The organism is Microbacterium sp. HA-8, assembly GCF_046111165.1.
Taxonomy (GTDB): Bacteria; Actinomycetota; Actinomycetes; order Actinomycetales; family Microbacteriaceae; genus Microbacterium.
In genome coordinates this window covers 89068-114007 of record NZ_CP162025.1, presented here as the reverse complement: position 1 = coordinate 114007, position 24940 = coordinate 89068, and the positions used below count along the sequence as shown (strand labels likewise).

Annotated in this window: 22 protein-coding genes; 9 read left to right on the top strand and 13 right to left on the bottom strand. The window is 70.8% G+C overall.

Features of this window, described 5'->3' with window-relative positions; genetic code table 11:
- Positions 1 to 178: 178 nt before the first annotated feature.
- From AB2L57_RS00555 to AB2L57_RS00515, 9 genes are all read left to right on the top strand, one after another.
- A complete protein-coding gene (locus tag AB2L57_RS00555) occupies positions 179 to 781 on the top strand; it encodes a helix-turn-helix domain-containing protein (protein WP_292812002.1) in 603 nt (200 codons plus the stop codon).
- A gap of 105 nt (positions 782 to 886) precedes the next feature.
- Positions 887 to 1957 carry an ABC transporter substrate-binding protein gene (locus tag AB2L57_RS00550; protein WP_409047815.1) on the top strand — a complete coding sequence of 357 codons (1071 nt, stop codon included), beginning with the start codon at positions 887 to 889 and terminating at the stop codon, positions 1955 to 1957.
- A gap of 64 nt (positions 1958 to 2021) precedes the next feature.
- Positions 2022 to 3398, top strand: a complete 1377-nt coding sequence (locus AB2L57_RS00545; protein WP_409047814.1) for an amidohydrolase — start codon at positions 2022 to 2024, stop codon at positions 3396 to 3398.
- Positions 3399 to 3462: 64 nt separating this feature from the next.
- Positions 3463 to 4968: an aldehyde dehydrogenase family protein gene (locus AB2L57_RS00540; RefSeq protein ID WP_409047813.1), complete on the top strand. Its 1506-nt coding sequence runs from the start codon at positions 3463 to 3465 to the stop codon at positions 4966 to 4968.
- Complete coding sequence (locus AB2L57_RS00535) at positions 4965 to 6527, top strand: NtaA/DmoA family FMN-dependent monooxygenase (RefSeq protein ID WP_409047812.1); 1563 nt, start codon at positions 4965 to 4967, stop codon at positions 6525 to 6527. The genes AB2L57_RS00540 and AB2L57_RS00535 overlap by 4 nt, the downstream gene beginning before the upstream one ends.
- A gap of 110 nt (positions 6528 to 6637) precedes the next feature.
- The gene (locus AB2L57_RS00530; protein ID WP_292812014.1) at positions 6638 to 7138 is read left to right on the top strand and encodes a thiamine pyrophosphate-binding protein; all 501 of its coding nucleotides are present in this window, start codon (positions 6638 to 6640) and stop codon (positions 7136 to 7138) included.
- On the top strand, positions 7135 to 7749 hold the full coding sequence (locus AB2L57_RS00525; RefSeq protein ID WP_409047811.1) for a thiamine pyrophosphate-dependent enzyme: 615 nt from the start codon (positions 7135 to 7137) through the stop codon (positions 7747 to 7749). The genes AB2L57_RS00530 and AB2L57_RS00525 overlap by 4 nt, the downstream gene beginning before the upstream one ends.
- Complete coding sequence (locus AB2L57_RS00520) at positions 7749 to 9314, top strand: GMC family oxidoreductase (protein ID WP_409047810.1); 1566 nt, start codon at positions 7749 to 7751, stop codon at positions 9312 to 9314. Before AB2L57_RS00525 ends, AB2L57_RS00520 begins: the two co-directional genes overlap by 1 nt.
- Before the next feature lie 166 nt (positions 9315 to 9480).
- A complete protein-coding gene (locus AB2L57_RS00515; RefSeq protein WP_409047809.1) occupies positions 9481 to 9699 on the top strand; it encodes a VOC family protein in 219 nt (72 codons plus the stop codon).
- Positions 9700 to 9868: 169 nt separating this feature from the next.
- On the opposite strand, the gene AB2L57_RS00510 is transcribed toward AB2L57_RS00515, so the two are convergent.
- From AB2L57_RS00510 to allB, 13 genes are all read right to left on the bottom strand, one after another.
- On the bottom strand, positions 9869 to 10468 hold the full coding sequence (locus AB2L57_RS00510) for a helix-turn-helix transcriptional regulator (protein WP_292812021.1): 600 nt from the start codon (positions 10466 to 10468) through the stop codon (positions 9869 to 9871).
- A 15-nt stretch (positions 10469 to 10483) separates the two neighbouring features.
- Complete coding sequence (add, locus tag AB2L57_RS00505) at positions 10484 to 11524, bottom strand: adenosine deaminase (RefSeq protein ID WP_409047808.1); 1041 nt, start codon at positions 11522 to 11524, stop codon at positions 10484 to 10486.
- A 60-nt stretch (positions 11525 to 11584) separates the two neighbouring features.
- Positions 11585 to 12472, bottom strand: coding sequence for an ABC transporter permease (locus AB2L57_RS00500; RefSeq protein WP_409047807.1), 888 nt, complete (start codon positions 12470 to 12472; stop codon positions 11585 to 11587).
- A complete protein-coding gene (locus tag AB2L57_RS00495) occupies positions 12469 to 13305 on the bottom strand; it encodes an ABC transporter permease (protein WP_409047806.1) in 837 nt (278 codons plus the stop codon). The genes AB2L57_RS00500 and AB2L57_RS00495 overlap by 4 nt, the downstream gene beginning before the upstream one ends.
- On the bottom strand, positions 13295 to 14119 hold the full coding sequence (locus AB2L57_RS00490; RefSeq protein ID WP_409047805.1) for an ABC transporter ATP-binding protein: 825 nt from the start codon (positions 14117 to 14119) through the stop codon (positions 13295 to 13297). Before AB2L57_RS00490 ends, AB2L57_RS00495 begins: the two co-directional genes overlap by 11 nt.
- Positions 14120 to 14150: 31 nt before the next feature.
- The gene (locus tag AB2L57_RS00485) at positions 14151 to 15224 is read right to left on the bottom strand and encodes an ABC transporter substrate-binding protein (RefSeq protein WP_409047804.1); all 1074 of its coding nucleotides are present in this window, start codon (positions 15222 to 15224) and stop codon (positions 14151 to 14153) included.
- A 276-nt stretch (positions 15225 to 15500) separates the two neighbouring features.
- Entirely contained in the window at positions 15501 to 16874 is a 1374-nt protein-coding gene (locus tag AB2L57_RS00480) for an amidohydrolase family protein (RefSeq protein WP_409047803.1), read from the bottom strand.
- A 104-nt stretch (positions 16875 to 16978) separates the two neighbouring features.
- Complete coding sequence (locus tag AB2L57_RS00475) at positions 16979 to 17881, bottom strand: serine hydrolase domain-containing protein (protein WP_409047802.1); 903 nt, start codon at positions 17879 to 17881, stop codon at positions 16979 to 16981.
- A 148-nt stretch (positions 17882 to 18029) separates the two neighbouring features.
- On the bottom strand, positions 18030 to 19421 hold the full coding sequence (locus AB2L57_RS00470; protein ID WP_409047801.1) for a Zn-dependent hydrolase: 1392 nt from the start codon (positions 19419 to 19421) through the stop codon (positions 18030 to 18032).
- Entirely contained in the window at positions 19418 to 20605 is a 1188-nt protein-coding gene (locus AB2L57_RS00465; protein WP_409048654.1) for a pyridoxal-phosphate-dependent aminotransferase family protein, read from the bottom strand. The genes AB2L57_RS00470 and AB2L57_RS00465 overlap by 4 nt, the downstream gene beginning before the upstream one ends.
- Before the next feature lie 41 nt (positions 20606 to 20646).
- A complete protein-coding gene (locus tag AB2L57_RS00460) occupies positions 20647 to 22275 on the bottom strand; it encodes an AtzH-like domain-containing protein (protein ID WP_409047800.1) in 1629 nt (542 codons plus the stop codon).
- Positions 22272 to 23495 (bottom strand): acetamidase/formamidase family protein, encoded by a 1224-nt coding sequence (locus tag AB2L57_RS00455; protein ID WP_292812437.1) that lies wholly within the window; start codon positions 23493 to 23495, stop codon positions 22272 to 22274. The genes AB2L57_RS00460 and AB2L57_RS00455 overlap by 4 nt, the downstream gene beginning before the upstream one ends.
- On the bottom strand, positions 23492 to 24892 hold the full coding sequence (gene allB, locus AB2L57_RS00450; RefSeq protein WP_409047799.1) for an allantoinase AllB: 1401 nt from the start codon (positions 24890 to 24892) through the stop codon (positions 23492 to 23494). Before allB ends, AB2L57_RS00455 begins: the two co-directional genes overlap by 4 nt.
- Between the last annotated feature and the right edge of the window lie 48 nt (positions 24893 to 24940).

Below are 24940 nucleotides of genomic sequence, written 5' to 3'. Positions count from 1 at the left end.
GAAATCACGGTGGGGCGCGCTGCTCCACGCCCCAGCGTTGGCCTGACGCCCCAACGCCCCCTGCCGAGCACCAAGCGCCTCCAGGGGCGACGCGCGGTGATTGCCCGCGGCAATGCATGATCGATCGCACCTATCGAAAACGCCGCCGTTTCGCCGCCCGGATCGCTAGGGTGGATCGGTGCCCGCACCCTCATCACCCGACACCGCACGCACCTCGGCGAACCCGGACGCGCTGATCGGTGCACCGCTGGGCCGGGCGATCCGCGAGGCGCGCACCCAGAAGAAGCTCTCGATGCGCGCCCTGGCCTCGGCCGCCGAGATCAGCCAGCCATTCCTCAGCCAGATCGAGAGCGGCGCGGCGATGCCCTCGCTGATCACGCTCTACCGCATCGCGAAAGTACTCGGCCTCTCCCCGTCGGCGCTGCTTCCGGCCGAGCCCGAGCTCGAACCCATCCACGTCTCGCGGCGCGATCAGGCGCACTGGGTGCCGATCGCCGAGGTCGAGAACGCCGGCACGACCCGGGTCGTGCACTCCGGCGTCGCCTCGATGCAGGAGTACCTGATCGAGCCCGGTCAGTACATGGGTGACTGGTATGAGTCCGACGGCGAGGTCACCGTGTACGTCGTCGACGGCGAGATGAGGGTGGATGTCGAGGGCCGCGGCTCGTGGGATCTCGGTCCGGGAGACGCCCTGACGTACCCCGGCGCGCTGCGCAACCGCTGGACGGCGCGGGGCGACCAGACGGTGCGGATCATCCTCGCGTACACGACGGACACCTGATCCGCCTGCCCGGGAACACGGGAAACATCCATGAAACATGATTGCCACGTGCAATCAATGATAAGTCTCTACTATCGGTGAGCACCCGAGAGAAAGAGTCCTGTCATGCCCTTCGCCCCCCTCCGGCGCACGCGCGGCCTCGCCGTCGGTGCCGCCCTGGTCGCCGCCTCGCTGGGCCTCGCCGCCTGCGCCGGCGACGCCGCGTCCACCGAAACCTCACCCGCCGAGTCCGCTGACCTCGGCGACCTGTCCGTCCAGCTCAGCTGGATCCTCAACGAGGAGTGGTCGGGCGAGCTCATCGCCGACACCGAGGGCTACTACGTGGACGCCGGATTCTCCTCCGTCAACCTCATCCCCGGACCCTCGAGCGGCATCGCCGAACTGCTCTCGGACACCGCCGACGTCTCGTTCACCGACGCTCTCTCCGTCGGCGCCGCCGTCGCCAACGAGAGCGCGCCGCTCAAGGTCATCGGCGCCACCTTCCAGAAGAACCCCTTCACGATCGCGTCCCTCGCAGACGGGGCCGACATCACGACCCCCGAGCAGATGATCGGCAAGAGGATCGGTGTGCAGGATTCCAACCGCCCCGTCTTCGACGCCTTCCTCGCCGCCAACGACATCGACGCGTCCGAGGTCGAGATCGTGCCCGTGCAGTACGACCCGGCGCCGCTGGTCAACGGCGAGGTCGACGGCCTCATCGCCTTCGTGACGAGCCAGTCCGTCACCCTCGAGGTGCAGGGCATCGAGGTGACCGATCTGCTGTTCGCCGACAACGGCCTACCCTTCGTCGGGCACGTCGTCGCCGTGACGGACGAGAGCATCGCGTCCGACCGCGAGCGCCTCAAGGCCTTCCTCGTCGCGGAGATCCAGGGCTGGACCGACGCCGTGGCCGACCCGGCCGCGGGCGCCGAACTCGCCGTCGAGGAGTACGGCGCGGATCTTGGCCTCGAGCTCGAAACCTCGATCGCGAGCGCCACGGCGCAGGCCGAGCTCCTGGTCGTCTCGGACGAGACCGCCGAGAACGGCCTGTTCACGATCTCCGACGATCTCCAGCAGCAGACGGTCGCGAGCCTGATCAACTCGGGCTTCGACGTCACCGCCGCCGACATCTTCGATCTGAGCCTGCTCGACGAGGTCTACGCCGAGCATCCCGAGCTCATCGCCTACGAGCGCTGAGCCGTCTGCGGCGGGGCGACCCCCCGCGCCCCGCCGCAGCACCCACCCGCAACGAGAGATTCCCATGAGCACCACCCGCCTGCTGACCGCCCCTATCGTCGTCCCGATGGACGACGCCCGTTCCGTGCTGACCGACGCCGCGGTGCTCGTCACGGGCGACACCATCACGGCCGTGGGCGACGCGGCCGAGCTCGCGGCGCAGCATCCCGACGCCGAGCGCATCGATCTGCCGGATCACGTGCTCATGCCCGGCCTCATCAACGCCCACCACCATTCCGGCATGCTGCGCGGCACCGCCGAGCACCTGCCCGTCTGGGAGTGGCTGCGGCTGCACATCGATCCGATGCACCGCGTCCTGCGCCCGGATGAGGCCGAGGCGGCGGCCTGGCTCTGCTACGCCGAGGGACTTCTGTCGGGAACGACCACCGTCGTCGACATGTGGCGCTTCATGGACGGGGCTGCACGCGCCGCCGAGACCCTGGGCAACCGGCTCGTGAGCGTGAACTACGTGGGCGAGCATCCCGACTTCGATTACTTCGACACCCTCGACGACAACGAGCGGATGCTGTCGCAGTGGGCCGGCGCGGCGAACGGCCGCATCATGCCCTGGGTGGGGCTGGAGCACCCGTTCTACGCCGACGAGGCGGGGCAGCGCCGCGCCGTGGACCTCGCGAGGCACTACGACACCGGCATCTACACCCACTGCAGCGAGGCCGAGATCGAGGTCGCCGATTTCGTGGCCCGCTACGGCACCCGTCCGATGTTCGCGCTCGAGAAGCTCGGCTTCTTCGACACCCCGCGCGCCATGATCGCGCACGCCGTCTGGCTCGATCAGGCCGAGGTCGAACTCATCGCCGCGCGGGCGGTCGGCGTCTCGCACAACCCGGTCTCGAACATGAAGCTCGCCAGCGGCATGGCCCCGGTCGCCGAGATGCTCGCGGCGGGCGTCAACGTCGGCCTCGGCACCGACGGCGAGAAGGAGAACAACAACCTCGACATGTTCGAGGAGATGAAGGTCGCCTCGCTGCTCGGCAAGCTGCGCACGATGGATGCTGCAGCCATGGACTCCTGGGACGTGCTGCACATGGCGACCCGAGGGGGAGCCGCGGCCATCGGCCGCGCGGGCGCGCTCGGCGCGCTGATGCCCGGACACAAGGCCGACATCGTCGCGGTGCGCACGGACACGCCCCGGATGACCCCGCTCCTGCCCTCCGGCGGCTACGCGAACATCCACCACAACCTGGTGCATGCGGTCCGCGGGTCCGACGTCGACCTGACCATGGTCGACGGAGACGTCGTCGTGCGGGACGGCCGACTCGTGAACGCCGATCTGGCCGAGCTGATCGATCGGGTGCGCGCGCTCGTGCCGGATCTGTTCGCGCGGCGCTCGGCGTGGCTCGACGCACAGGACGATCTGTCGGGCCTGTTCGCCGGGCGGTGAGCGAGCGACGCGCGCCGAAACGCCTATCCTCGACCGCACACCCGAGAACACCACGGAGAACCGAATGAGTATCACCGTCACCCACTCCCCCCTGCGCGAGCGGGTATCGGCGTTCCTCGCCGACGACCCCGGCCGGCTGCTCATCGGAGGGCGCTGGATCGAGGCCATCGCCGGGGAACGGTTCGCGAGCATCGACCCCGCGACGGGCGACACACTCGCGCAGATCGCCCGCGGGCACGCCGTCGACGCCGATCGCGCCGTGGCCGCAGCCACGGCCGCCGCTCCCGCGTGGGCGGCGATGCGCCCCGCCGACCGCGGCGCGCTGCTCTGGCGCGTCGCCGACCTGATGGAGCAGCACCTCGACGACCTCGCCGAGCTCGAGACCCTCGATCAGGGCAAGAGCCTGCGCACCTCTCGGTTCGGCGAGGTGCCGGCGGCGATCAACCAATTCCGCTACTACGCGGGCTGGCCCACGAAGATCCTCGGCCAGACGATCCCCACCTCCCTCTCCCGCACACCGGCGGGCAAGGAGGTCTTCGCCTACACGCGGCGCGAGCCCGTCGGCGTCGTCGCCGCGATCGTGCCGTGGAACTCACCGCTCATCATGACGGCGATGAAGCTCGCCCCCGCCCTCGCGGCGGGCTGCACGATCGTGCTCAAGCCGGCCGAGAACACCTCGCTCACGGCGCTCTATCTCGCTCGCCTGCTGCAGGAGGCGGGTCTGCCCGACGGCGTCGTCAACGTGCTCACCGGCTTCGGTGCCGAAGCGGGGCAGGCCCTGGCCGAGCACCGCGGGGTCGCGAAAGTGGCCTTCACGGGATCGACCGCCGTCGGCAAGAAGCTCGTGGCGACAGCATCCGATCGCCTCGCCCGACTGACCCTGGAACTCGGCGGCAAATCGCCCTCGATCGTCATGCCCGACGCCGATCTGCCCGCCGCGATCGAGGGCGTCTCGCGCGGCATCTTCGACAACGGCGGTCAGGTGTGCGTCGCGAGCGCGCGCGTCTACGCGCACCGCGATGTGTACGACGAGGTGGTGGCGGGGATGGCGCGCGCGGGCGAGGACCTGCGGCTGGGGCACGGCCTCGCGGAGGGCACGGATCTCGGTCCGCTCGTGAGCGTCGCCCAGGCCGACCGGGTCGCCTCGTTCATCGACGAGGGGCGCGCGCAGGGCGTGAGCGTCGTCACGGGCGGCGAGCGCGACGGCGCACAGGGCACCTTCTACCGACCGACCGTCCTCACCGACGTGCGCGCCGACGCCCGTCTCATGCGCGAGGAGATCTTCGGACCGGTCGCCGTCGTCACCCCCTTCGACGACCTCGACGAGGTGGTCGGGTGGGCCAATGACAGCGACTACGGCCTCGCCGCGAGCGTGTGGACCGAGGGCCTGAGCAACGGGCACCGCATCGCCGCGCGCCTGCAGGCCGGCACCGTGTGGGTCAACTGCCACTCGTTCCTCGGCCCAGAGCTGCCCAAGGGCGGCTACAAGGAGTCGGGCTGGGGCACCGAGAACGGCCCCCAGGGACTGGAGAACTACCTCGAGACCAAGTCGGTGGTGATGGTCGTATGACCAGGCGCATCGCGCTCGGGGTCTTCGAGATGATGAACCCCAGCAACGGAATGCCCACCTGGACCGACCCGCGCGGGCGCGGCGATGACTGGGACCGCCTGGAGTACTGGGTCGACCTCGCACGCGAGCTCGACGCTGCCGGATTCGACTTCCTCTTCTTCGCCGACACCTACGGCTACGCGACCCTCGACGGCGTCATGCCCGCGCAGGTCGCGGCCCACGGCATCCAGTTTCCGGCGCTGGATCCGATGCTCGCGATCGCGGCGCTCGCCCGCGAGACCCGCGACCTCGGCTTCGTGGTGACCTCGCCCACGACCGTCGAGCGCCCCTACGCGACGGCCCGGCGCTTCGCGACGCTCGACCGGCTGACCGGCGGCCGCATCGGCTGGAACATCGTCACCGGCAGCTCGCAGTCGACGACCGACGAGCTGTTCGGCGTGACGGCCGAGCTCACCCACGACGAGCGGTACGACGCGGCCGACGAGTTCCTCGACACCTGCCTGCGCTACTGGGAGCACAGCTGGGACCACGACGCCGAGGTGCGCGACCGCGCCGCCGGCGTCTACGCCGATCCCACCAAGCTGCACCGCGTCGAGGTCGACGGGCGCTTCCAGCGCTCGCGCGGCGTCTTCGCCGTGCCGCCGACCCCGCAGCGCACCCCCGTGCTGTTCCAGGCCGGAACCTCGGATCGCGGCCGCGCCTACGCCGCACGCAACGCCGAGGCCGTGTTCATCCAGGGGCAGACGATCGCCTCCGCCGCGGCGCACGTGACCGACATCCGTGCGCAGGCCGAGCTCGGCGGCCGGGCGGGGACGGATGTCGCGGTCGTCACCGGCATGACCGTCACGGTCGCCGCGACCTCGCCCGAGGCGCACGCCCTGCGCGCCGAATACGAGGCGCTGCTGCAGCACGACGACGCCGCGGTGATGTTCGCGGGGATCACGGGGCTGGATCTGACCGGGATCGACCCCGCGATGCGGGTCGTCGATCTGCGCACCGACCTCGGGCAGACGCTCGTGCAGCGCTACGCGCGGCAGAATCCCGAGATGCGCGTGGGCGAGATCCTCGATCAGTTCCGTACCCGGGCGATCCGCGGCTTCCAGATCACCGGATCCCCCACCGAGGTCGCCGACGAGATCGAGGCGATCGTCGACGGCTCGGGCATCGACGGCATCATGCTCGAGCCCACCTTCGGCGGGCCGGACGCGTACCGTGCCTTCATCGAGCTCGTCGTGCCGCTGCTGCGCGAGCGCGGACGCCTCGACACGCCCGTGGATGCTGTGGCCACAGCATCCCGCACCGCCGTGGCCGGCGTCGGCGGAACAGGAAACGTGGCGGATACAGGACGATCGGCCCCGGATTCTCCTGTGCCGGGCACATCTCCTGTCGCGGGCACGGGCGCACCTCCTGCCGCGGGCGCCGCCCCGCGCACGCTGCGGGAGCGCGTGCACCCCGGCCGCGGCCCGCGCCTGCCACCGACCCACCGAGCGCACGGACTCACCGCGCGCTCCGGCGACAGCATCCCCCCGCCCTCGCCCCAGCCCTCGACCCAGCCCTAGCCCTCGCTCCCCTGTCGCCACCTGCGGGTGCCCGCCCGACGCACCCGCGAATCGCGACAGGCGAGAGCCCGATTCGCCCGATCCACACCCACGAAAGCGAGCACCATCGAATGAAAGCCGAAGCCGTCGAGGCGGTCATCCGCGGTCTGAAGAGAGCCGGGGTGAGCGTGGCGACCTACCTGCCCGACTCGCTGCTCAAAGAGCTCTACCCGGCGCTCGACGCCGACCCCGAGATCCGCACGATCCCCGTCACCAACGAGGGCGAGGGCGCCGCGATCGCCGGCGGGGTCTTCCTCTCGGGCAAACGCGCCGTGCTCGTGATGGAGAACTCGGGGCTGCGCGCCGCGACCGAGCACCTCGCCCGCATGGGCCTGGGCGCCGGCATCCCCGTCGTGATGATCATGAGCTATCGCGGCGAGATGGGCGAGAACAACTGGTGGGCGATCCCGCACGGCATCACGATGGAGCCGCTGCTGCAGACCCTGCGCACGCCCTACACGATCGTCCGCGAGGTCGACGAGATCGAGCAGGCCGTCGTCAACGCCTATGAAACGGCCTACGCGTCGTACCACCACGCCGCCATCGTCCTCGGAGGAGGTCTGGTCCGATGAGCTACAGCCGATTCGAAGCCATGAAGCTGCTGGGCGCGCGCCTGGCGGATGAACTCGTCATCCTCTCCCTCGGCGGAGCGGTCGATGAGTGGCACAACGCCGCACCGCACATGCGCGAGGCGAGTCTGTTCCAGCAGCAGTTGGGCTGCGTCACGCCCGAAGCATTCGGCCTGGCCGTCGGCCTGCCGCACCGTCGCATCGTGTCGCTCGACACCGACGGGGGGCTGCTGTTCAACCTCGGCATCCTCGCGACCCTCGGCAACGAGCAGCCCGACAACCTCTTCGTCGTCGTGTGGGACAACGAGCAGTACCAGTCGATCGGCGGACCCGCGACGCACACCGCGAAGGGACGCGTCGACCTCGCCGCGATCGCCCGGGGCGCGGGGGTCGAACACGCGTACACAGCCGCAACACTCGAGGAGTTCGACGCGCACTGCGCCGCGGGCCTGGCCGCGACGACGCCGTACATCGTCGTGGCGAAGACCGACGGCATCCTCGAGCCCGGCATCAAGCGCAAGCACTCCGACGGCCGCGAGGACAAGTACATCTTCGTGCGGCACGTCGAGGCGACCGAGGGCATCACCATCATGGGTCCGAGCGAGCACAACTGATGCCCCTCGTGCAGGCCCCGGCCCCCGCCTACGACGTCATCGTCGTCGGCGGGGGCGCCGCGGGCTGCGTGCTGGCGGCGCGGCTTTCGGAGGATCCGGCGCGCCGCGTGCTGCTCGTCGAGGCCGGTCCCGACCACAGGGGGGTGCGCGAGATCCTCGACGCCGCCCACTGGGACGCCATGATCGGCGGACCCTTCGACTACGGCTACCGCGCACGGCCGACCGACCATGTGCTCGGCCGGGCAGTCGCGATGCCGCGTGGGCGCGTGCTCGGCGGATCCTCGAGCACCAACGCGATGCTCTGGTACCGCGGCCACCGTGCCGACTACGATGCGTGGGCGGATGCCGGGGCCACCGGCTGGTCGTACGACGAGCTCCTGCCCTTCTTCCGCCGCAGCGAGTCACGCCCCGGCGGCGATCCGACCTATCGCGGACAGGGCGGTCCCGTCCGGGTCGCTCCGCTGCGCGAGGTGCATCCCATCGCGCACGCCCTCATGGACGCCGCGGGCGAGCGAGGGCTGCCGGTGATCGACGATGCCAATGCCGCCTCGAACGAGGGTGCGGTCTATGCCGATTACAACGCGATCCAGGATGCTGCCACCGGCGCCTTCGAACGCTTCAGCACCGCGCGCGCCTACCTCGAGCCCGCGCTCCCGCGACCGAACCTCGACGTGCTGGTGGACAGTCCCGTGCACGCGGTGCAGCTGGCGGGCGATGCCGCGATCGGCATCCATCACGTCGTCGGCGAAGCTCACGTCACGACACGGGCGAGCGAGATCGTGCTCGCGGCGGGCGCCATCGATACGCCGCTGCTGCTGCAGCGGTCGGGCATCGGCGACGCGAAGCGACTGGGCGCGGCCGGGATCGATGTGCGCCACCATCTGCCCGGTGTGGGCGAGAACTTCCAGGATCATCCGCTGATCCTGGGCATGAACTTCCGCGCGCGGGCCAGTCTCGGGCCCGTGATCGGCAACGGCGGAGGCACGATGCTCAACTGGCGCAGCTCGCTCGCCGGCGCGGGTCCCGACCTGCACGCCGTGATCGCGCACGGATCGCGCGGCGACGAGGCCCTGCACGCGGCCCACGATCTGTCGGGTGATCGCGTGTTCGCTCTCGTGCCGGGGCTCTACGGGTCGCGGTCGACGGGGTGGGTGCGCGCACGCTCGTCCGCGGTCGATGCGGCAGCCGACATCCACCCCAACTATCTGGGCGATGCGCGCGACGTGCAGGCGATGGTCGAGGCATTGGATGCTGTGCACGACCTCGTGGCGACGTCGGCGTGTGCCGACCTGGCTGAGGGGCCGATCACGCCCCCGCACGGCCTGTCGGCCGCGGACAAAGTGCGGTTCGTACGCGAGAACATCGGCAGCTTCTTCCACTGCGCCGGCAGCGCGCGGATGGGCGTGGACGATGGCGCCGTGGTCGATCCGGCGCTGCGGGTGCGGGGGCTGTCGGGTCTGCGGATCGCCGACGCATCGGTCATGCCCGTCATCCCGACCGCGAACACGCAGGCCCCGACGGTCGCGATCGCCGAGCGCGCGGCCGAGCTCGTCGCCGCGGGCTGACGCGCGCGCGGCGCGGCCTGCATGGGCTTGCGCCGCCTCCCGCGGTGCCCTGTGACCTCAGCCGGCGCCGTGCACGACCGGGCGGATCGGAGCAGTGCCCGCGCGTGATGGCCTTGCGCGCGATCGCGTCGCGCTTCAGGCTGGGCGGGACGGAAAGGCAGATCCGATGAGCGCTGACACGCCCGGTTGGTCGGCCGACGGGCCCACCGGCGCCGAGTTCACCGATGTGCGCGCGATCCAGGCTGAGTTGCGCGCACGAGGCATCGAACCACTCGAGTCCGTCGATGAATCGGGCACGGGGCCCGCGAGTGTGATGATCGAGGATCCCGACGGCAATCCGATCCTCATCGACCAGCACGTCCCGCGACCCGACGCGCCGACGTAACCCCGCCCGGTGCCAGGCGGGCGGGGTTGCGACCGCCGCGGGATCCCGCGAACCCACATTTTTGCAGCGAGCCACCACGCGTCGGCAGGTGGTTCGCTGCAAAAGTGTGGGTTCGACGCACGGGGGATGCCGCGGGCCGGGCCCGCGGACGAACGGAGGATGCCGCGCGTCAGCGTCCCCCGCGCGGACCCTGCTTGACGACGATCAGACGATAGGGCGCACCATCGGTCGACCACCAGCGGTGGCGCACTCCACCCGGGTAGTAGGCCGAGTCGCCGACGCGGAGCGGGCTCGCCTCACCGTCGAGCTCGATCTGGATCGACCCTTCGACCACGTAGAGGAACTCGTCTTCGGCGTGCGTGAAGCACTCGCCCGGCACGGATCGGTCATCGGTGACCTCGAGCGGATGCAGGGGCCGGCCGCCGCGCGCGAGCATACGTGCCGACCCGTCCGCGAAGCCCTCCGCGACCCCGCCCTCGCCGCGCCGGTGCACCTCGATCATCGGGTGCGGCTCCGCCTCGGCGTCCGCGGCGGCGATCAGCTCGATGGGACTCGTCTCGAGCGCCACCGCGATGCGCCGCAGCGACGACAGACTCGGCTGTGCCAGCCCCCGCTCGAGCTGGCTGAGGAACGGGTGCGAGAGACCGGTCGCCTCGGCCAGGCGCACGAGCGTGAGACCGCGGGCATGCCGCAGGCGACGGATGCCGGCGCCCAGCCGTTCGTTGGCGGCCTCTTCATCGACGGCCTGGTCCGAGACGATCGTCGTCATGCGCTCAGTATCCCGCTACGCCGGCAGCGCCACTCCGTGTGCGGCGGCGTACTTCTCGACCAGGTCGATGTAGGCCGCCCGCCGCGCCGGCGTCAGCCAGGACGCCGCGAACGAGTTGATCGCCAGCTGCACGAGGTCGGTGTGCGACAGGTCCGCGTACTCCGCGAGAGCGACGTAGTTGTCACCGACGTAGGCGCCGAAGTATGCCGGGTCGTCGGAGTTGATCGTCACACGCACACCCTCACGCATGAGACCCACGATCTCCTCGGCCTTCATCTGCTCGGTCACGAACGAGTTCGACACGGGGCAGCAGGTGAAGCCGATTCCGCGCGCCTTGGCGAGCGCGACGAGGTCGGGATCCTCGACGATGTTGGTGCCGTGATCGATGCGATCGACGCCGACCTCGGTCAGCACCGCACGGATGTTCTCTACCGAGCCGACCTGATCGATGTCGCAGTGCATCGTCAGCAGGAAACCTTCAGCGCGAGCGCGGGCGAAGACGGCCGAGAAGGTGCCCGGCGGGTTGTCGCGCTCGTCCGAGTCGAGCCCCACTCCCGCGATCCACCCCTTGTACGGCAGCGCCTCCATGAGGGTCGCCATCGCGTACTCCGCCGAGAAGTCCCGCAGAAAGCAGAGGATCAGCTCGCCCGAGACGCCCAGTTCGCGCTCGGCCCGCACGATCGCGCGGCGGTATCCGCCGATGACGGCTTCGAAGGGAACACCGCGGCTCGTGTGCGCCTGCGGGTCGAAGAACATCTCGGCGTGCACGACGCCCTGTTCCTTGGCACGAAGCAGGTACGCCCAGGCCAGGTCCTCGAAGTCCTCGGCCGTCTGCAGCACCTGCATGGCGGGGTAGTACACCGCGAGAAAGCTCGTGAGATCGGTGAAGTCATACGTCGCCTTCACCTCTTCGACGGTCTTCTCGGCCAATTCGATGCCGTTGCGCGCGGCCAGCGCGAACTTCAGCTCCGGCTCGAGCGTGCCCTCCAGGTGCAGGTGCAGCTCGGCCTTGGGCAGGCCGTGGGCGAACGCGGCGAGCGCGACGGATTCGGTCATGGAGTCCTCCGAAAGATGAAGCGAACGATGGATGCCGGCGCCCGGCATCCATCCGTGGTGTCAGACCCGGTCCGCCATGCCCACGCGGGCGAGCACGACCGACTCGATGATCTGCACCAGGTTGTAGAGCACGAGGGCGGTACCGGTGACGAGGACGACCGCGGTCCACACGGCGTTGAACTGGGCGCCGGAGATGTAGCCGCCGACGGACCCGCCGATGCCGCCGCCCACCGCGAGCCATTCGGCCAGCAGCGCGCCCGTGATCGCGCCCGGCACCGAGATGCGTACGGCGGCGAAGAACTCCGGGAGCGAACTCGGCAGCGCCACCTTGCGCAGGCGCGTCCACGCCGTGCCGCCGTAGACGGTGACGAGGTCGTTCATCTGCGGCGAGGCGGACTTGAGCCCGAAGACGATGTTCACCAATGCGGGGAAGAGGACGACGATGCCGCCGATGACGGCGACCGACGCGAAGTCGCGGCCGAAGATCAGGATGATGACGGGCGCCATCGCGACCAGGGGCACCGACCGCAGCAGCATGGCCATCGGCATCAGCGCGTGCTCGATCCCCTTGCTCAGCTGGAAGATCATCGCGACCAGCAGCGCGACGACGAGGCCCGCGGCGAACCCGACGACCGAGTGCCCGAGGGTCACCCACAGCTGGCCGAAGAGCTGATCGCGGTTCTCGGCGGCGTTCGGCACGGTGAAGAGGAAGTTGTAGACGTCGATCGGGCCCTTGCCGACGTACGGCGAGATCTGGAACACCCAGAGCGAGCCCACCCAGATCACGAGGACGGCCACGATCGTGAGCACGAAGGTCAGCACGCTGCGGCCGAGAGCACGCAGGGTCGCGCGGCGCGTCTCGCGTCGGATCTCGGCGTTCAACTGCGTGGTCTGCGGGCTGGCGGCCACCGTCGCCGCCGCCGGCTGTTCGGTCATGAGCGTGCTCACTTAGCCGTTCCCTTCGACCAGGGCGCGATGGCCCGCGACAGCAGTCCGAGCAGGCCGTACCCGGCCAGCGCGACGGCACCGGAGACGAGCGCGATGTCCCAGACCCGGGCGGAGTTCAGAGCCTGCTGCGCCGCGATCATGGCGGGCCCGACGCCCACCGTCACGCGGCCGAAGAACTCGCCGAGAACGGCACCGAGGAAGGCGGCGGGGACGGCGATCTGCAGAGCGTTGAGGATCGCGGGCAGGGCGGCGATGAGGCGCACCTTGCGCAGCTGAGTCAGCCGTGATCCCCCGTAGACGGTGATGAGGTCGAGGCTGGCCTTGTCGGCCGCCTTCAGCCCCAGCAGCGCCCCCACGACGGTCGTGAAGAAGCAGCTGAGCGCTGCGAGGAAAATCGCCGTGGGCGAGGGTTCCCCCGCCGCCGGCACCGGCACGATGACGACGACGAGCAGACCGATCGCGACGATCGGCACGCAGTACGTGATGATCGCGATCTGCATGACCACGCCTTCCAGGCGCGGCACGATGAGGACGAGGGCCGACAGCAGCAGGGCCAGCCCGTTGCCCCACGCGTAGCCGATGCCCGCCTCGGCGAGGGTCACGCTGAAGTTGCGGAGGTAGAACTCCCAGCCCGTGTTGAAGAACTCGATGAGCACCTGCGGCGGGGTGGGAACGGCCTGCACCCGCCCGGGACCGACGTTCGATCCGACGGTCGCGGCCAGGATCCACCACAGCGCGATGATGCCCACGACCCCGATGAGGCCGGTGAGCCAGGCGGGAAGCTTGATGTCCTCCCACTGGATGGCGCGCGGCTTGGTGGCGTCAGTGGTCATCGGCCGCGGCGCCTCCGACGCCGAAGAGCAGTTCGGAGGCCTGGTCGACGTACGCGTGGAACTCGGGCGTACGCATCATCTCGGGGGTGCGCGGGCGCGGGAGGTCGATGGTCATGACCTCCTTGATCCGGCCGGGTCGCGGGCTCATCACCGCGACCTGGTCGGAGAGGAAGATCGCCTCGGAGATGCCGTGGGTGACGAGGAGAGTCGTGGCGGGCTTCTCCGTCCAGATGCGCAGGAGCTCGAGGTTGAGCTTCTGCCGTGTCATGTCATCGAGGGCGCCGAACGGCTCATCGAACAGCAGCACCGAGGGCTTCATGATCAGGGAGCGCGCGATCGACACGCGCTGACGCATGCCACCCGACAGCTGTGCGGGCTTGGCCTTCTCGAAGCCGGTGAGCCCGACGAGCGCGATCATCTCGCGCACGTACTCCTTGTCGACGGGTTTGCCGGCGACCTCGAAAGGCAGCTGGATGTTGGACTGCACGCTGCGCCAGGGCAGGAGCGCGGAGTCCTGGAAGGCGATGCCCAGCTCGTTGCCGCGCCGCAGCTCCTTGGGACTCTTGCCGTCGACCCTGGTCGTGCCGCTCGTGGCATCCTCAAGACCCGCGAGAATCCGCAGGATCGTCGACTTGCCGCATCCCGACGGGCCGAGCAGGGCGAGGAAGCTGCCCTGCTCGGTGTGCAGGTTGGCGTCCTGCAGCGCGACGACGCTCTTGCGCCCCACGCTGAAGACCTTGTTCAGTTCGGTGATCTGCAGGCCGGTGCCCAGGCTCGTCGCCTGGGCACCGGTCTGGGTGGCCGTATCGGTCACAGTGGATTCTCTCGGTCGGAGGTGAGGGAGCTCAGCCCGCGTAGGCGACGAGCTCCGGGTTCTCTTCGTAGACCTCGGCCAGCAGGCTGAGGTCGAACAGGTCGCCGGCTTCGATCTCGAGGCCCGCACGCTCGAGGCTCTCGATCGTGGCCGCCTGCAGCTCCTCGCTGATCCAGAAGAGGCCGAACTCCTCGGTCTCCTCCGAGACGACGAGCTCGTTCTGGGCGATGGCACCGGCGAGCGAGTTCTCCGGGTTCAGGTCGAGCTCGGCGCCGTAGACCTCGACGGCCAGGCGCGAGCCCTCTTCGGGGTCGTTGACCGCGTCGGTCCAGCCCTTGATCTCGGCGACCAGGAAGGCCTTGAGCATGTCGCGGCTCGAGGCGATGGTCTCGTCGGTCGTCGTGATCGTCTCGGCGACGAACGGCAGGCCGTTGTCGGCGAAGGGGAGGTTCGTCGTCTCGAGGCCTTCGGCCGCGACGGTGATCGCCTCGTTGGTGAGGTAGGCCATGAAGCCGTCGACCTCGCCGTTGACGAGCGGCGCCGGGTCGTACTGGACGGGGACGATCGTCAGCTCGGAGGCGTCGATCTCGTTGGCGAGCAGGAAGGCGTCGAACAGGGTGCGGTTGGAGTCCTGCACGCCGATGCGCTTGCCGATGAGGTCTTCGGGGGTGGCGATGTCACCGCCCGCGGCGAGGGAGAGGATCGTGAACGGGTTGGCCTGGAAGGTCGCGCCGATGATCTTGAGGGGGGCACCCTCGCTGGCGACGGCCGAGCCGATCGACACGGCATCGCTCAGCGCGACATCCGCCGAGCCGCTGAGCAGCGGGGCGACGCCGGTCTCGGGTCCGGGGACGAGGTTGACCGACGAGAATCCCGCCTCCTCGTAGTAGCCGTTGGTGTCGGCGAAGTACTCGCCGGCGAACTCCTCGTTGAGGATCCAGCTGAGCTGAAGGGTCAGGTCGCCGAAGCCCTCCTCGCCCGCGGGCGACTCGGAGGCGTCGGAGCCGCTGCCGCCGGCGCAGGCGGTGAGGGCGAGGGCGGCCACGGCGAGGCCGGCGCCGACCGCGGCGAGGCGGCGGCGCGAGGTGCTGAAGCGGAATGTCATGTGCTGTGTCTCCATCAGGACGGTGTGTGCACTCGGGTACGTCGGCGGCCCAGAGCCTCGGCCGTGCCGACCTTGCAGACGCTATGCGATGTAGATTTCACGAACACTGGCGCGATGTTTCGGTGCCGTTACACCTCGCGGGCTGCCGCTGCGCCGACGGATGCACGACCACCGGCGCCCACGCCAACTCATGCGCACCCCGTGGCCACACCCGCACCATCGGTCGTGCAGATGTCGCCGCACGGCCGCTCCAGCGACCGCACGACGCCGCGCCGCTCAGTGCGGGTGACGGCCCATCCGGGCCGCGACCGCGGGCAGGTCCGCGTGGACGCGGGCCGTCGCCTCGCCCGCGAGCGGGTTGGTCGACGCGCCGTGATCGGACACGAGCACGCCCCCGACGTAGACCCGGGTGAGGTTGCGCAGGGTCGACGAGAGCACGTAGTTGCGCACGGGGTGCCACAGGGGGCCCATGTCGGGACGGCGCGGGTCGACGACGACGAAGTCGGCGAACTTGCCGACCTCGAGGCTGCCGACCCGGTCGGCGACCCCCATGATCTCGGCCGAGCCGAGGGTGTGCAGCCGCAGCACGAGTTCGGGCATCATCGAGAGCGGATCCTTCGTGCGTGCGCGCTGCATCGCGATGCCCATGCGCATGTTCTGCCACGGGTCCGACACGTCTGTGCAGGCCTGATCGTCGAGCCCGATGCCGACCTTCATGCCCATCGCGATCATCTCCGGCACGAGCGCGACACCCGACGCGAGACGTCCGTTCGAGGCGGGCTGCCACGACATCGCGGCGCCGCCGGCGGCGGCCTGCTCGATGATCTCGGGCGTGGTCTGGATGAAGTGCCCGAACATCATGCCCTCGCCGAGGGCCCCGGCATCCCGGTACAGGGCGAACTTCGACTGCTGCAGCGGCACGGCCTCGGGCGACTCGAGGAAGTGCGCCTGGTTGGTCACGCCGAATCGGCGCATCGCCTCGACCTCGAACTCCGCCGCTTCGGGACGCGGCGACCACTGCACCTGGCCCATGATCGACGCGCCCAGTGCGAAGTCGGGGTCCATCGCGCGGGTGTGCGCGACCGCGGCCTCGAAGCGCGCGAAGATCTCGTCATCGGACCCGACGGCGACATCCATGCCGATCGAGTCGACGAAGCGGAGCCCTGCGTCCAGGCATCCGTCGGCCTGACGGGTGTGGTACTCGGTGCCCCGCAGGGGCGCGTCGCCGACCCGCTTGCCGTCGACCATCGACTCCCACGCCTGCTGCGGGTCGGTGAAGTTATAGGCGGTCGTCACGCCGTTGGCGAGGAAGTCGAGCGAGCCGTGCAGCGTCGACCAGTACACGTCCTCGGCGCTCGCGTACGCGGTGAGGCCCAGCATCGAGTCGCACCAGCCGTAGAGGGTGTCGGCGACACCCAGCCCACGCAGGCCCGAGGTGAAGAGGTGGCTGTGACTCGAGACGAAGCCGGGCGCCACGAACGCGCCGTCGACGTCGAGCACCTCATCGGCGGTGGCGTCCGCCGGGTCGCCGGCGCCGATTCCCGCGATGCGGCCGTCCTCGACCCGCATCCACCCCCGCTCGATGTAGCCGGGGTCGTCGGTGCCCGCGGGGATCGTGATGAGTCGGGCGTTGATGACGAGAAGAGACATGGATTCCTTCGGGTGGGCACAGCAGAGCGGGCGCGGATGGAGGCGCCTGATCGACGCTACGGGATGTCGATTACACGAACATCGGCCACCGTGTTTCGAGGCCGTTACGACCGAGGGGATGCTGCCGCCCGGGCCTCGAGCGACGCCATCACGAACGCGGCGAGGGGGTCGGCGTCGGTGTGGTTCTCGATCCGGTCGTCGGCGGCGGTGATCGTCACGACGGCGTCGGCGTGGAACAGCAGGAGCTGACCGTACGCCCCGTGCAGGCGCCAGCCGGCGCCGGGCCCACCCCATCCCGCGAGCGCATACCGGTCGTACCCGGGATCGGAGCCCGCGACCACCCAGTCCGCGTGCATGCCGTCGATCCACTCGGCGCCGACGACTCGGCGGCCCTCCCACACGCCGCGATCGCGGATGAGACGGCCGATGCGGGCGACCTCCGCCGTGCGCAGCGCGACGCCGCCGCCGGCCGCGATCCCGCCGTTCGGGCATCGCGCCCACTCGACGGCGTCGATGCCGAGGGGGTCTAACAGGCGCGACTGCGCCCATGCGCCGACGTCGCCGACGACCGCCGCGAGCGCGCGCATCGCGGTGTAGGTGCTCGCGCCCGCGTACTGGAAGACCCGTCCGCGGCTCGGCCGGCCGAGGAACTCGACCGCGAGATCGGGCCAGTCGGTGAGCATCGTGGCAGACCAGGGCATGTCGATGCCGCTCGACATCGTGAGGAGGTGGCGCATCGTGACGCGCTCGACGCCCGCGCCGAGCGCGACCCTCGGCAGACAGGCCGCGACGGGGGCATCGAGCGACAGCATCCCCTCGTCTGCGGCGATGCCGGCGGCGATGACGCAGAGTCCCTTGGCGATCGACTGGATGTCGCGACGGACGTCCGCGGTGAAGGCGTGCTCGGCGGTGTCGCCGCCGACGAGCACGTGGACGCCGTGGGCCGTGAAGCCCGTGCGGCGGATCTCGGCGACGATGTCGTCGAGGATGCTGTCGGCCGCGGTCATCGCACCAGTCTCACAGCGGGCATCCGCGGTCGCCCCGCGAGCGCAGCGAGACGAAACGCCACACCCCAACCGCGTTTCGACTCGCCTTCGGCTCGCTCAACGCCCAGGCCCCGCGAGCGCAGCGAGACGAAACGCCCGGTTGCCCGCCTCACCGCGGCTCGGCGGCCAGGTGCAGCACCGATTCGGCGAGCGCGCGGATGCCGAGCGCGACGTCGGCGGAGCTGACCGCCTCGTCGGGGTGGTGGCTGATGCCGTCGGGATTGCGCAGGAACAGCATGCCGACGTCGGTGATCGCGCCGATCGACATGCCGTCATGCCCTGCCGGGCTGAAGAGCGTCGCCGGGTCGTCCGGGATGTCGGGCAGCGCGCCGCGGATCCCCTCGCGCACGACGTCCTGCAGCAGCGGGGCGCACATCACGGCGGGCGCGTTGTGCACTTCGCGGGCCCGCCAACGCAGGCCGCGCCGACCCATGATCCCGTCGAGATCGCGCGAGATCGCACTCCACACCCGGTCGCGGGACTCGTCGAACTCGCCGCGCAGATCGAGGCTGAAATGCGCCTCGCCGGGAACGATGTTGACCGCTCCGGGGAATGCCTCGAGCTGCCCGACCGTGCCGATGATGTGGTGCTCGGCGGCGCAGATGCGCTCGACCGCGAGCGCCGCCTCGCTCGCCCCGAGCAGGGCGTCGCGGCGCATGTCGTAGGGCGTGCCGCCGGCGTGGCGGGCCTCGCCCTCGACGACCAGCTGGAATCTGCGCGCGCTGGCGATCGACGACACGACAGCGAGCGACTCGCCGCGTCGGTCGAGCTGCGGGCCCTGCTCGATGTGCGCCTCGAGGTAGCCGACGAGCTCGTCGGACCGGCGCGCGGCCTCGCCGACCCGCCCGGGATCGAGCCCGAATTCGAGGTACGCCTGGCGGAGCGTCGTGCCGTCGGCATCCGTCAGCTGCCACCAGTCGTCGTCCCACGTGCCGGCCACGGCCGACGATCCCAGCAGCGCCTTGCCGAACCGTGTGCCCTCCTCATCGGAGAACGCGACGACCTCGATCGCGAACGGCAGTGGCGACACGCTTCCGCGGCCATCCGGCCCCGGAACGCGAAGCAGCCGCACCACCTCGAGGGCCATCAGCACGCCGACGATGCCGTCGAAGCGGCCGGCGTCGGGCACCGTGTCGAGGTGCGAGCCGAGCATGAGGGTGGGCACGTCCGGCGTTTCGTCTCGCGCTCCGCGCGCGCTCGACGACCGCGGCGACCGCGCAGCGGCCCCGGAGCCCGTCGACCCCACGGCCCCGGAGCCCGTCGAAGGGGCGAGCCGCCCGATCTGGTTGCCCGCGGCGTCCTGCCGCGTCGTCATGCCGACCTCGCGCATCCACTCCGCGGCCAGGCGATTGACGCGCGCGTGCTCCGGCGACAGGTAGACCCGCTCGATCTGCCCGGGGGCGGCCGTGACGCGCGCGAGCTCGTCGCAGCGCGCCATGACGCGCCGGGCCGCGGTGGCGACCACGTCGGGGGTGAGATCGGGAAGCAGGGTGCGTGTCATCGCGCCTCACCGGCGTACACGTCGAGGGCCGCGTCCACTCCGCCACCGACCGGCACGCGCGCGCCGAAGCGACGCAGCACCTGCTCGAGGGCCGCGAGAGTCGTGAGCACGGCGTCCTTGCGGGCGTTGTACCCCATCGTGCCGATGCGCCACACGCGCCCGTGCAGCGGACCGAACGAGGTGCCGATCTCGATGCCGAAGTCATCGAGCATCGCCTGGCGCGCAGCATCCCCCGCCACACCCTCGGGAATCTCGACGGCGACGACGTTCGACATCTTGTGCGCCACGTCGCCGAACACGACAAGACCGAGCCCGCGCACGCCCGCGAGCATCGCCTCGCCGTGCAGCACGTGGCGCGTGATGACGGCGTCGCGACCCTCGCCCAGCAGCACGCGGGCGCACTCCCGGGCCCCGTAGAGCATCGAGGTCGCCTCGGTGTGGTGGTTCAGGCGCCGCGGACCCCAGTAGTCCAGGATCATGCCCAGGTCGAAGTAGTTGGAGCGCACGAAGTCGGGAGCGTCCTCGTCGCCGGGTTCGCGGATGCCGGCCTCGATCTTCTTCCGCGACCGGATCACGCCGACGGCCCGCTCCGAGAGGGTGATGGGCGCAGATCCGGAGGGCCCGCCCAGGCACTTCTGCAGCCCGGCCGTCGCCGCATCCAGGCCCCAGGCATCCGCTTCGAAAGGATTGCCGCCGAGCGATGCGGTGGCGTCGGAGTAGAACAGCACGCCGTGGCGCGCACAGATCTCGCCGATCTCGTCGAGGGGCTGCAGCATGGTCGTCGACGTGTCGCCCTGCACGAGGCCGAGCAGATGGGGCTTGACCCGCACGATCGCCTCTTCGATCGCGGCGGGAGTGAACACCTGCCCCCACGGGACCTCGATCGTGTGCACCTCCGCCATGGCGCGCTCGGCGATCTCGGCGAGCAGGTGCCCGAATCGCCCGAACACCGGCACGAGCACTCGGTCACCGGGGCGGATGAGCGAGATCATCGCCGCCTCGATGCCGGCCCGGGACGTGCCGTCGATCAGCAGGGTCGCGTCGTTCTCCGTCGCCCAGACCTGGCGGTAGAGGGCCTGCGTCTCGGCCATCGTGCCCGTCATGAACGGGTCGTACTGGCCGACGAGCTGCGCCGACATCGCGGTGAGCACGCTCGGATACGCCGAGATGGGGCCCGGGCCCATGAGCAGGCGGGCGGGCGGGGCGATCGGTCCGGGCAGGTCGGTCACGGGGCATCCTTCGGGGCGGGGACGAGGTCGGCGGCGGCACGGGCGAGGCGGCGCGCCAGGCGAACGAGGGCGATGTCGGTGCCTGCGCGCGCGATCAGGCTGATGCCGACGGGCGCGGGGCCGAGCGTGGAGGGCACGGTCAGCAGCGGGATCGAGATGGCGGGCATGCCGCCGATCGCGGCGGGCGTTGTCATGCGCAGCGTCGCGGTGCGGACGGCATCGACCCGCTCGCCGCGGTGCGTGCGCATGGGCGCGGGCCCCGGCACCGTCGGCATGATCAGCACGCTCTCGTGGGTGGCGTCGTGCAGCCGCTCGCGCAGGCGGTCGACGGTGTGCCGCGCCGCCTGCTCGGCCTCGGGCGTCACCTCGGACGCGATGCGGAATCGCTCCGCGACCGCCGCGCCGACCGCGCCGGGGTGCTCACGCAGCCAGTCGCCGTTGTTGCGCCACGCCTCGGCACCCTGCACGGCGCGGAACGCCGCGACGTACTCGTCGGGATCGCCGAGGGATGCTGTCGCCACAGCGGGCGCGTCGCTCGCTCCCTCGAGGGCGCCGAGGAGGCGCTCGAAGGCGGCCCGCGTCTCGGGCTCTACGGAATCGAGCATCTCGGCCGGCACGGTGAAGCTCCACGGCAGGTCGCGGCCGGACTCGCCGAAGACGCTCTCGGTCGACTCCGACCCGTCGTAACTCAGGCACCAGTCGACGACCTTCTGCAGGGTCTCACCGTCGCGGGTCAGCCAGCCGATCGTGTCGAACGTCTGCGCGAGAGGCAGCAGTCCCTGCCTCGGCACGAGCCCGTGCGTCGTGCGCAGGCCCCACAGACCCTGGTACGACGCCGGCACCCGGATGGACCCGGCGGTGTCGGTCGCGAGGCCGATCTGCGCCTGCCCCGTCGCGACCGCCGTCGCCGGGCCGCTCGACGAGCCGCCGGGCAGGGCGCCCGGCAGCGCTCCGTTCGGGGGCGTGCCGTAGTGCGCATTGTCGCCGGCGACCGAGTACGCGAACTCGTCGGTGCGGGCGATGCCGCGCAGCGACGCGCCGGCGCGGAGCAGGTCCGACACCGCGGCGGCGGTCGTCGACTCGGCGCGCGCCGAGTCGAGATAGGTGGGATTGCCGGCGCCGATGCGGTAGCCCTTGATCGCGAAGAGGTCCTTGACCGCGACGGTCAGACCCTCGAGCGGACCCTCCCACGCACCCTGGAAGAGCGGGTCGCCGACCGTGCGCCACACCGAGCGGTCGAGCGCCTGCGCGCGGGGCGTGACATGGGCCGCCGTGATCAGCCAGTGCCCGTCGACGCGCTCCCACACCTGGGTCTGCAGCCCCGTGCCGCCCCCGACGTAGCGCGAGATCGACACGAGCAGCGCCACATCGGGCGCCAGTTCGCGGTACTCGATGCGCTCGATCGTGCGCGGCGGGACTCCCCCGCGCACGCCGCGGAAGGCGCTGATCGCGTCGTGCCCGACCAGCAGGCCCGCGGCATCCCCTCGCATCGTCTCGGCGCCCGGGGCGAAGGCCGCGTCGAGCGCATCCAGGTCGTTGGCGATGATCGCGCGCTCGTACGCGTCGAAGGCCTGGCGCAGATCCGCCGGGACATGCTCGGCGCCTCGGGCGAGCGCATTCGTCATCGTGTGCCGCCCGTCTTCGCAGCAGGAGATGCGCCCGGAGCAGGAGATGCGCCCGGAGCAGGAGAATTCCCGGTCATCTCTCCTGTTCCCGTCGAATGTCCTGTTCTGGCCACACCCGCGACGGGTGCGGCCGGCCGCGGCACCCCCGCGAAGTCCGCCTCCCGGATGCGCGCGTGCACACCGCAGACGATGTCGACCACCTGCGAGATGTCGAAGTCGGTCGCGGCGCTCAGGTACGCGTACGCGAGGTGCTCCTCGAGCCCCCACCGCGCCCGGATCAGCGAGATCGCCGCCCGCACGCAGCGGCGCATGGCTTCGCCGAGATCGGGATCCAGCCCCGTCGGCACGAGGTACTCGGACGTGCGCACGAGCGGCCCCGTGATCTCGCCGAACTCGGCGAGCGCCTCGCCCCGCGGCACGACGTCGAAGCGCAGCGTCGCGCGGAGCGAGGCCTCGAGGGCCGTGAGGGCGACCTCGCCGTCGCCCTGCGCGAAGTGCGGGTCTCCGACGTACGCGAGCGCCCCCTCGACCTGCACGGGCAGGTAGAGCACGGTCCCCACGACGAGCAGGTTGATGTCGATGTTGCCGCCGTGCTCGCCGGGCGGCACCGAGTGCGGGCGCTGGTCGCCCGCCACGGCGACGCCCATCGTGCCGAGGAACGGCGCGAGCGGAAACTCCACGACACCCGGCCCTCCCTCGGTGACGGGCAGCACGCCGACGAGGCCGCCCTCGCGCGACTGCACGGGAGTGAAGACGCTGACGTTGTGCTCGCCGCGCGGCAGCTCGCCCACGAGTGCGCCCTTGCCGTGGCGGTTCGAGATCACGCCGTACGGCACGCGGGGCGCAAGATCCAGCACGGTGATCTTCAGCAGGTCACCCGGCTGCGCACCCTCGACGCGGATGGGACCCGTGACGACGTGCGGTCCGTCGGCGAGCGTGTCACGGCTCAGGGTCGCGGCGATGTCGACCGCGTCCGTGAGGACGGCGGCAGCATCCACGCCCTTGCCGGTGAAGTACGCGAGCGGATCCTTGCCCTGGTCCTCGAGGATCCCCTCGTGACTGACGGTGTCGATCGTGACGCTCTGGCCCGCGGCGATGGTCAGCACCGCGGCGTCGCGCGCACAGGGCAGCCGCCCCCAGAGCACCGTGTCGGGGGATGCTGCCAGGTAGTGATCGCCGGGAGTCTCGCCCACGCCCGGCTGCAGGATCGGAAAGTTCACGCGCCCTCCTCGTCGCTCGCGCCGGGGAGCGTCGACTCGGCGCCGGCGGCCAGGATCTCACGCCCGCGGCGCGCGATCACCCCGTCCTCGGGACCGTACACCCGCTCGCCGGCGAGGTACGTCGCGTGCACGACGCCCGCAAGGGTGCGCCCGTGCCACGGCGACATCTTGTTGCGGTACTGCAGGGTGGCGGCATCCACCGTCCATTCCTCGTCGGGCGCGAACACCGCGAGGTGCGCGGGGGCGCCGACCGCGATCACACCGGCACCCGCGAGTCCCGCGACCCGCGCCGGACCCGTGGTGACGTAGGGCAGCAGCGTCTCGAGCGCGATGCCGCGGCGGCGGGCCTCGGTCCACACCGACGCGAATCCGGTCTGCAGCCCGGCGATCCCGCCCCATGCGAGCCCGAAGTCGCCCTCGCCGCGGCCCTTGAGCTCTGCGGACGAGGGCGAGTGGTCGCTCACGATCGCGTCGATCGTGCCGTCGAGCACGCCCTGCCAGAGCAAGTCGCGATTGTGTGCGTCGCGGATCGGCGGGCAGCACTTGAACTCGGCGGCCGAGTCCGGAACCTCTTCTGCGGTGAGGGTGAGGTAGTGCGGGCACGTCTCGATGCTCAGGCGCACGCCCTCGGCCTTGGCGGCGCGCACATCGGCGAGCGCGCCCGCATCCGAGACGTGCACGATGTGGGCGCGGGCGCCCGTGCGACGCGCGGCCTCGATCACGCGTCGGATCGCGTCGCGCTCGCTCACGGGCGGCCGGGAGGCGAGGAACGCGTCGTACCGCGGGCCGAGCGGACCCTCCTCGCCGAGCTGCGCCGGGTCCTCGGCATGCACGATGAGCAGGCCGTCGAAGGCCGCGATCTCGGTCAGGGCCGCCTCGAGATGCTCGGCGTCGAGGCTCTCGAACTCGTCGATGCCCGAGGGCGAGAGGAAGCACTTGAACCCGACGACCCCCGCCGTGGCGAGTTCGGCGAGCGCGCCGAGATTTTCGGGAACAGCACCGCCCCAATAGGCCACGTCGACCGCCAGCTTGCCTCGCGACGCGGCCCGCTTGGCCTCGAGCGCCGCAACGCTCGTCGTGACGGGAACGCTGTTCAGCGGCATGTCGACGAGTGTCGTGATCCCCGCCGCCGCCGCGGCCGCGGTGCCCGTCGCGAAGCCCTCCCACTCCGTCCGCCCGGGTTCGTCCAGGTGCACGTGCGAATCGACGAGGCCCGGCAACAGGGTCACGTGATCGGGCAGCACGACGACGTCGCCCGGGGTCACACCATCCGGGTCGTACGCGTCGACCGCGGTGATGCGCCCGCCCTCGACGTGCACCACGGCGGGACGGAACACTCCGTCGATGAAGACACGACGCGCGGCGAGGGCGCGCGGGGCGTCGGGAAGAGCGGTCATGGCACCCACGCTAGGCGGCCCGCGTTTCCCGGATGTTACCCACAGCAA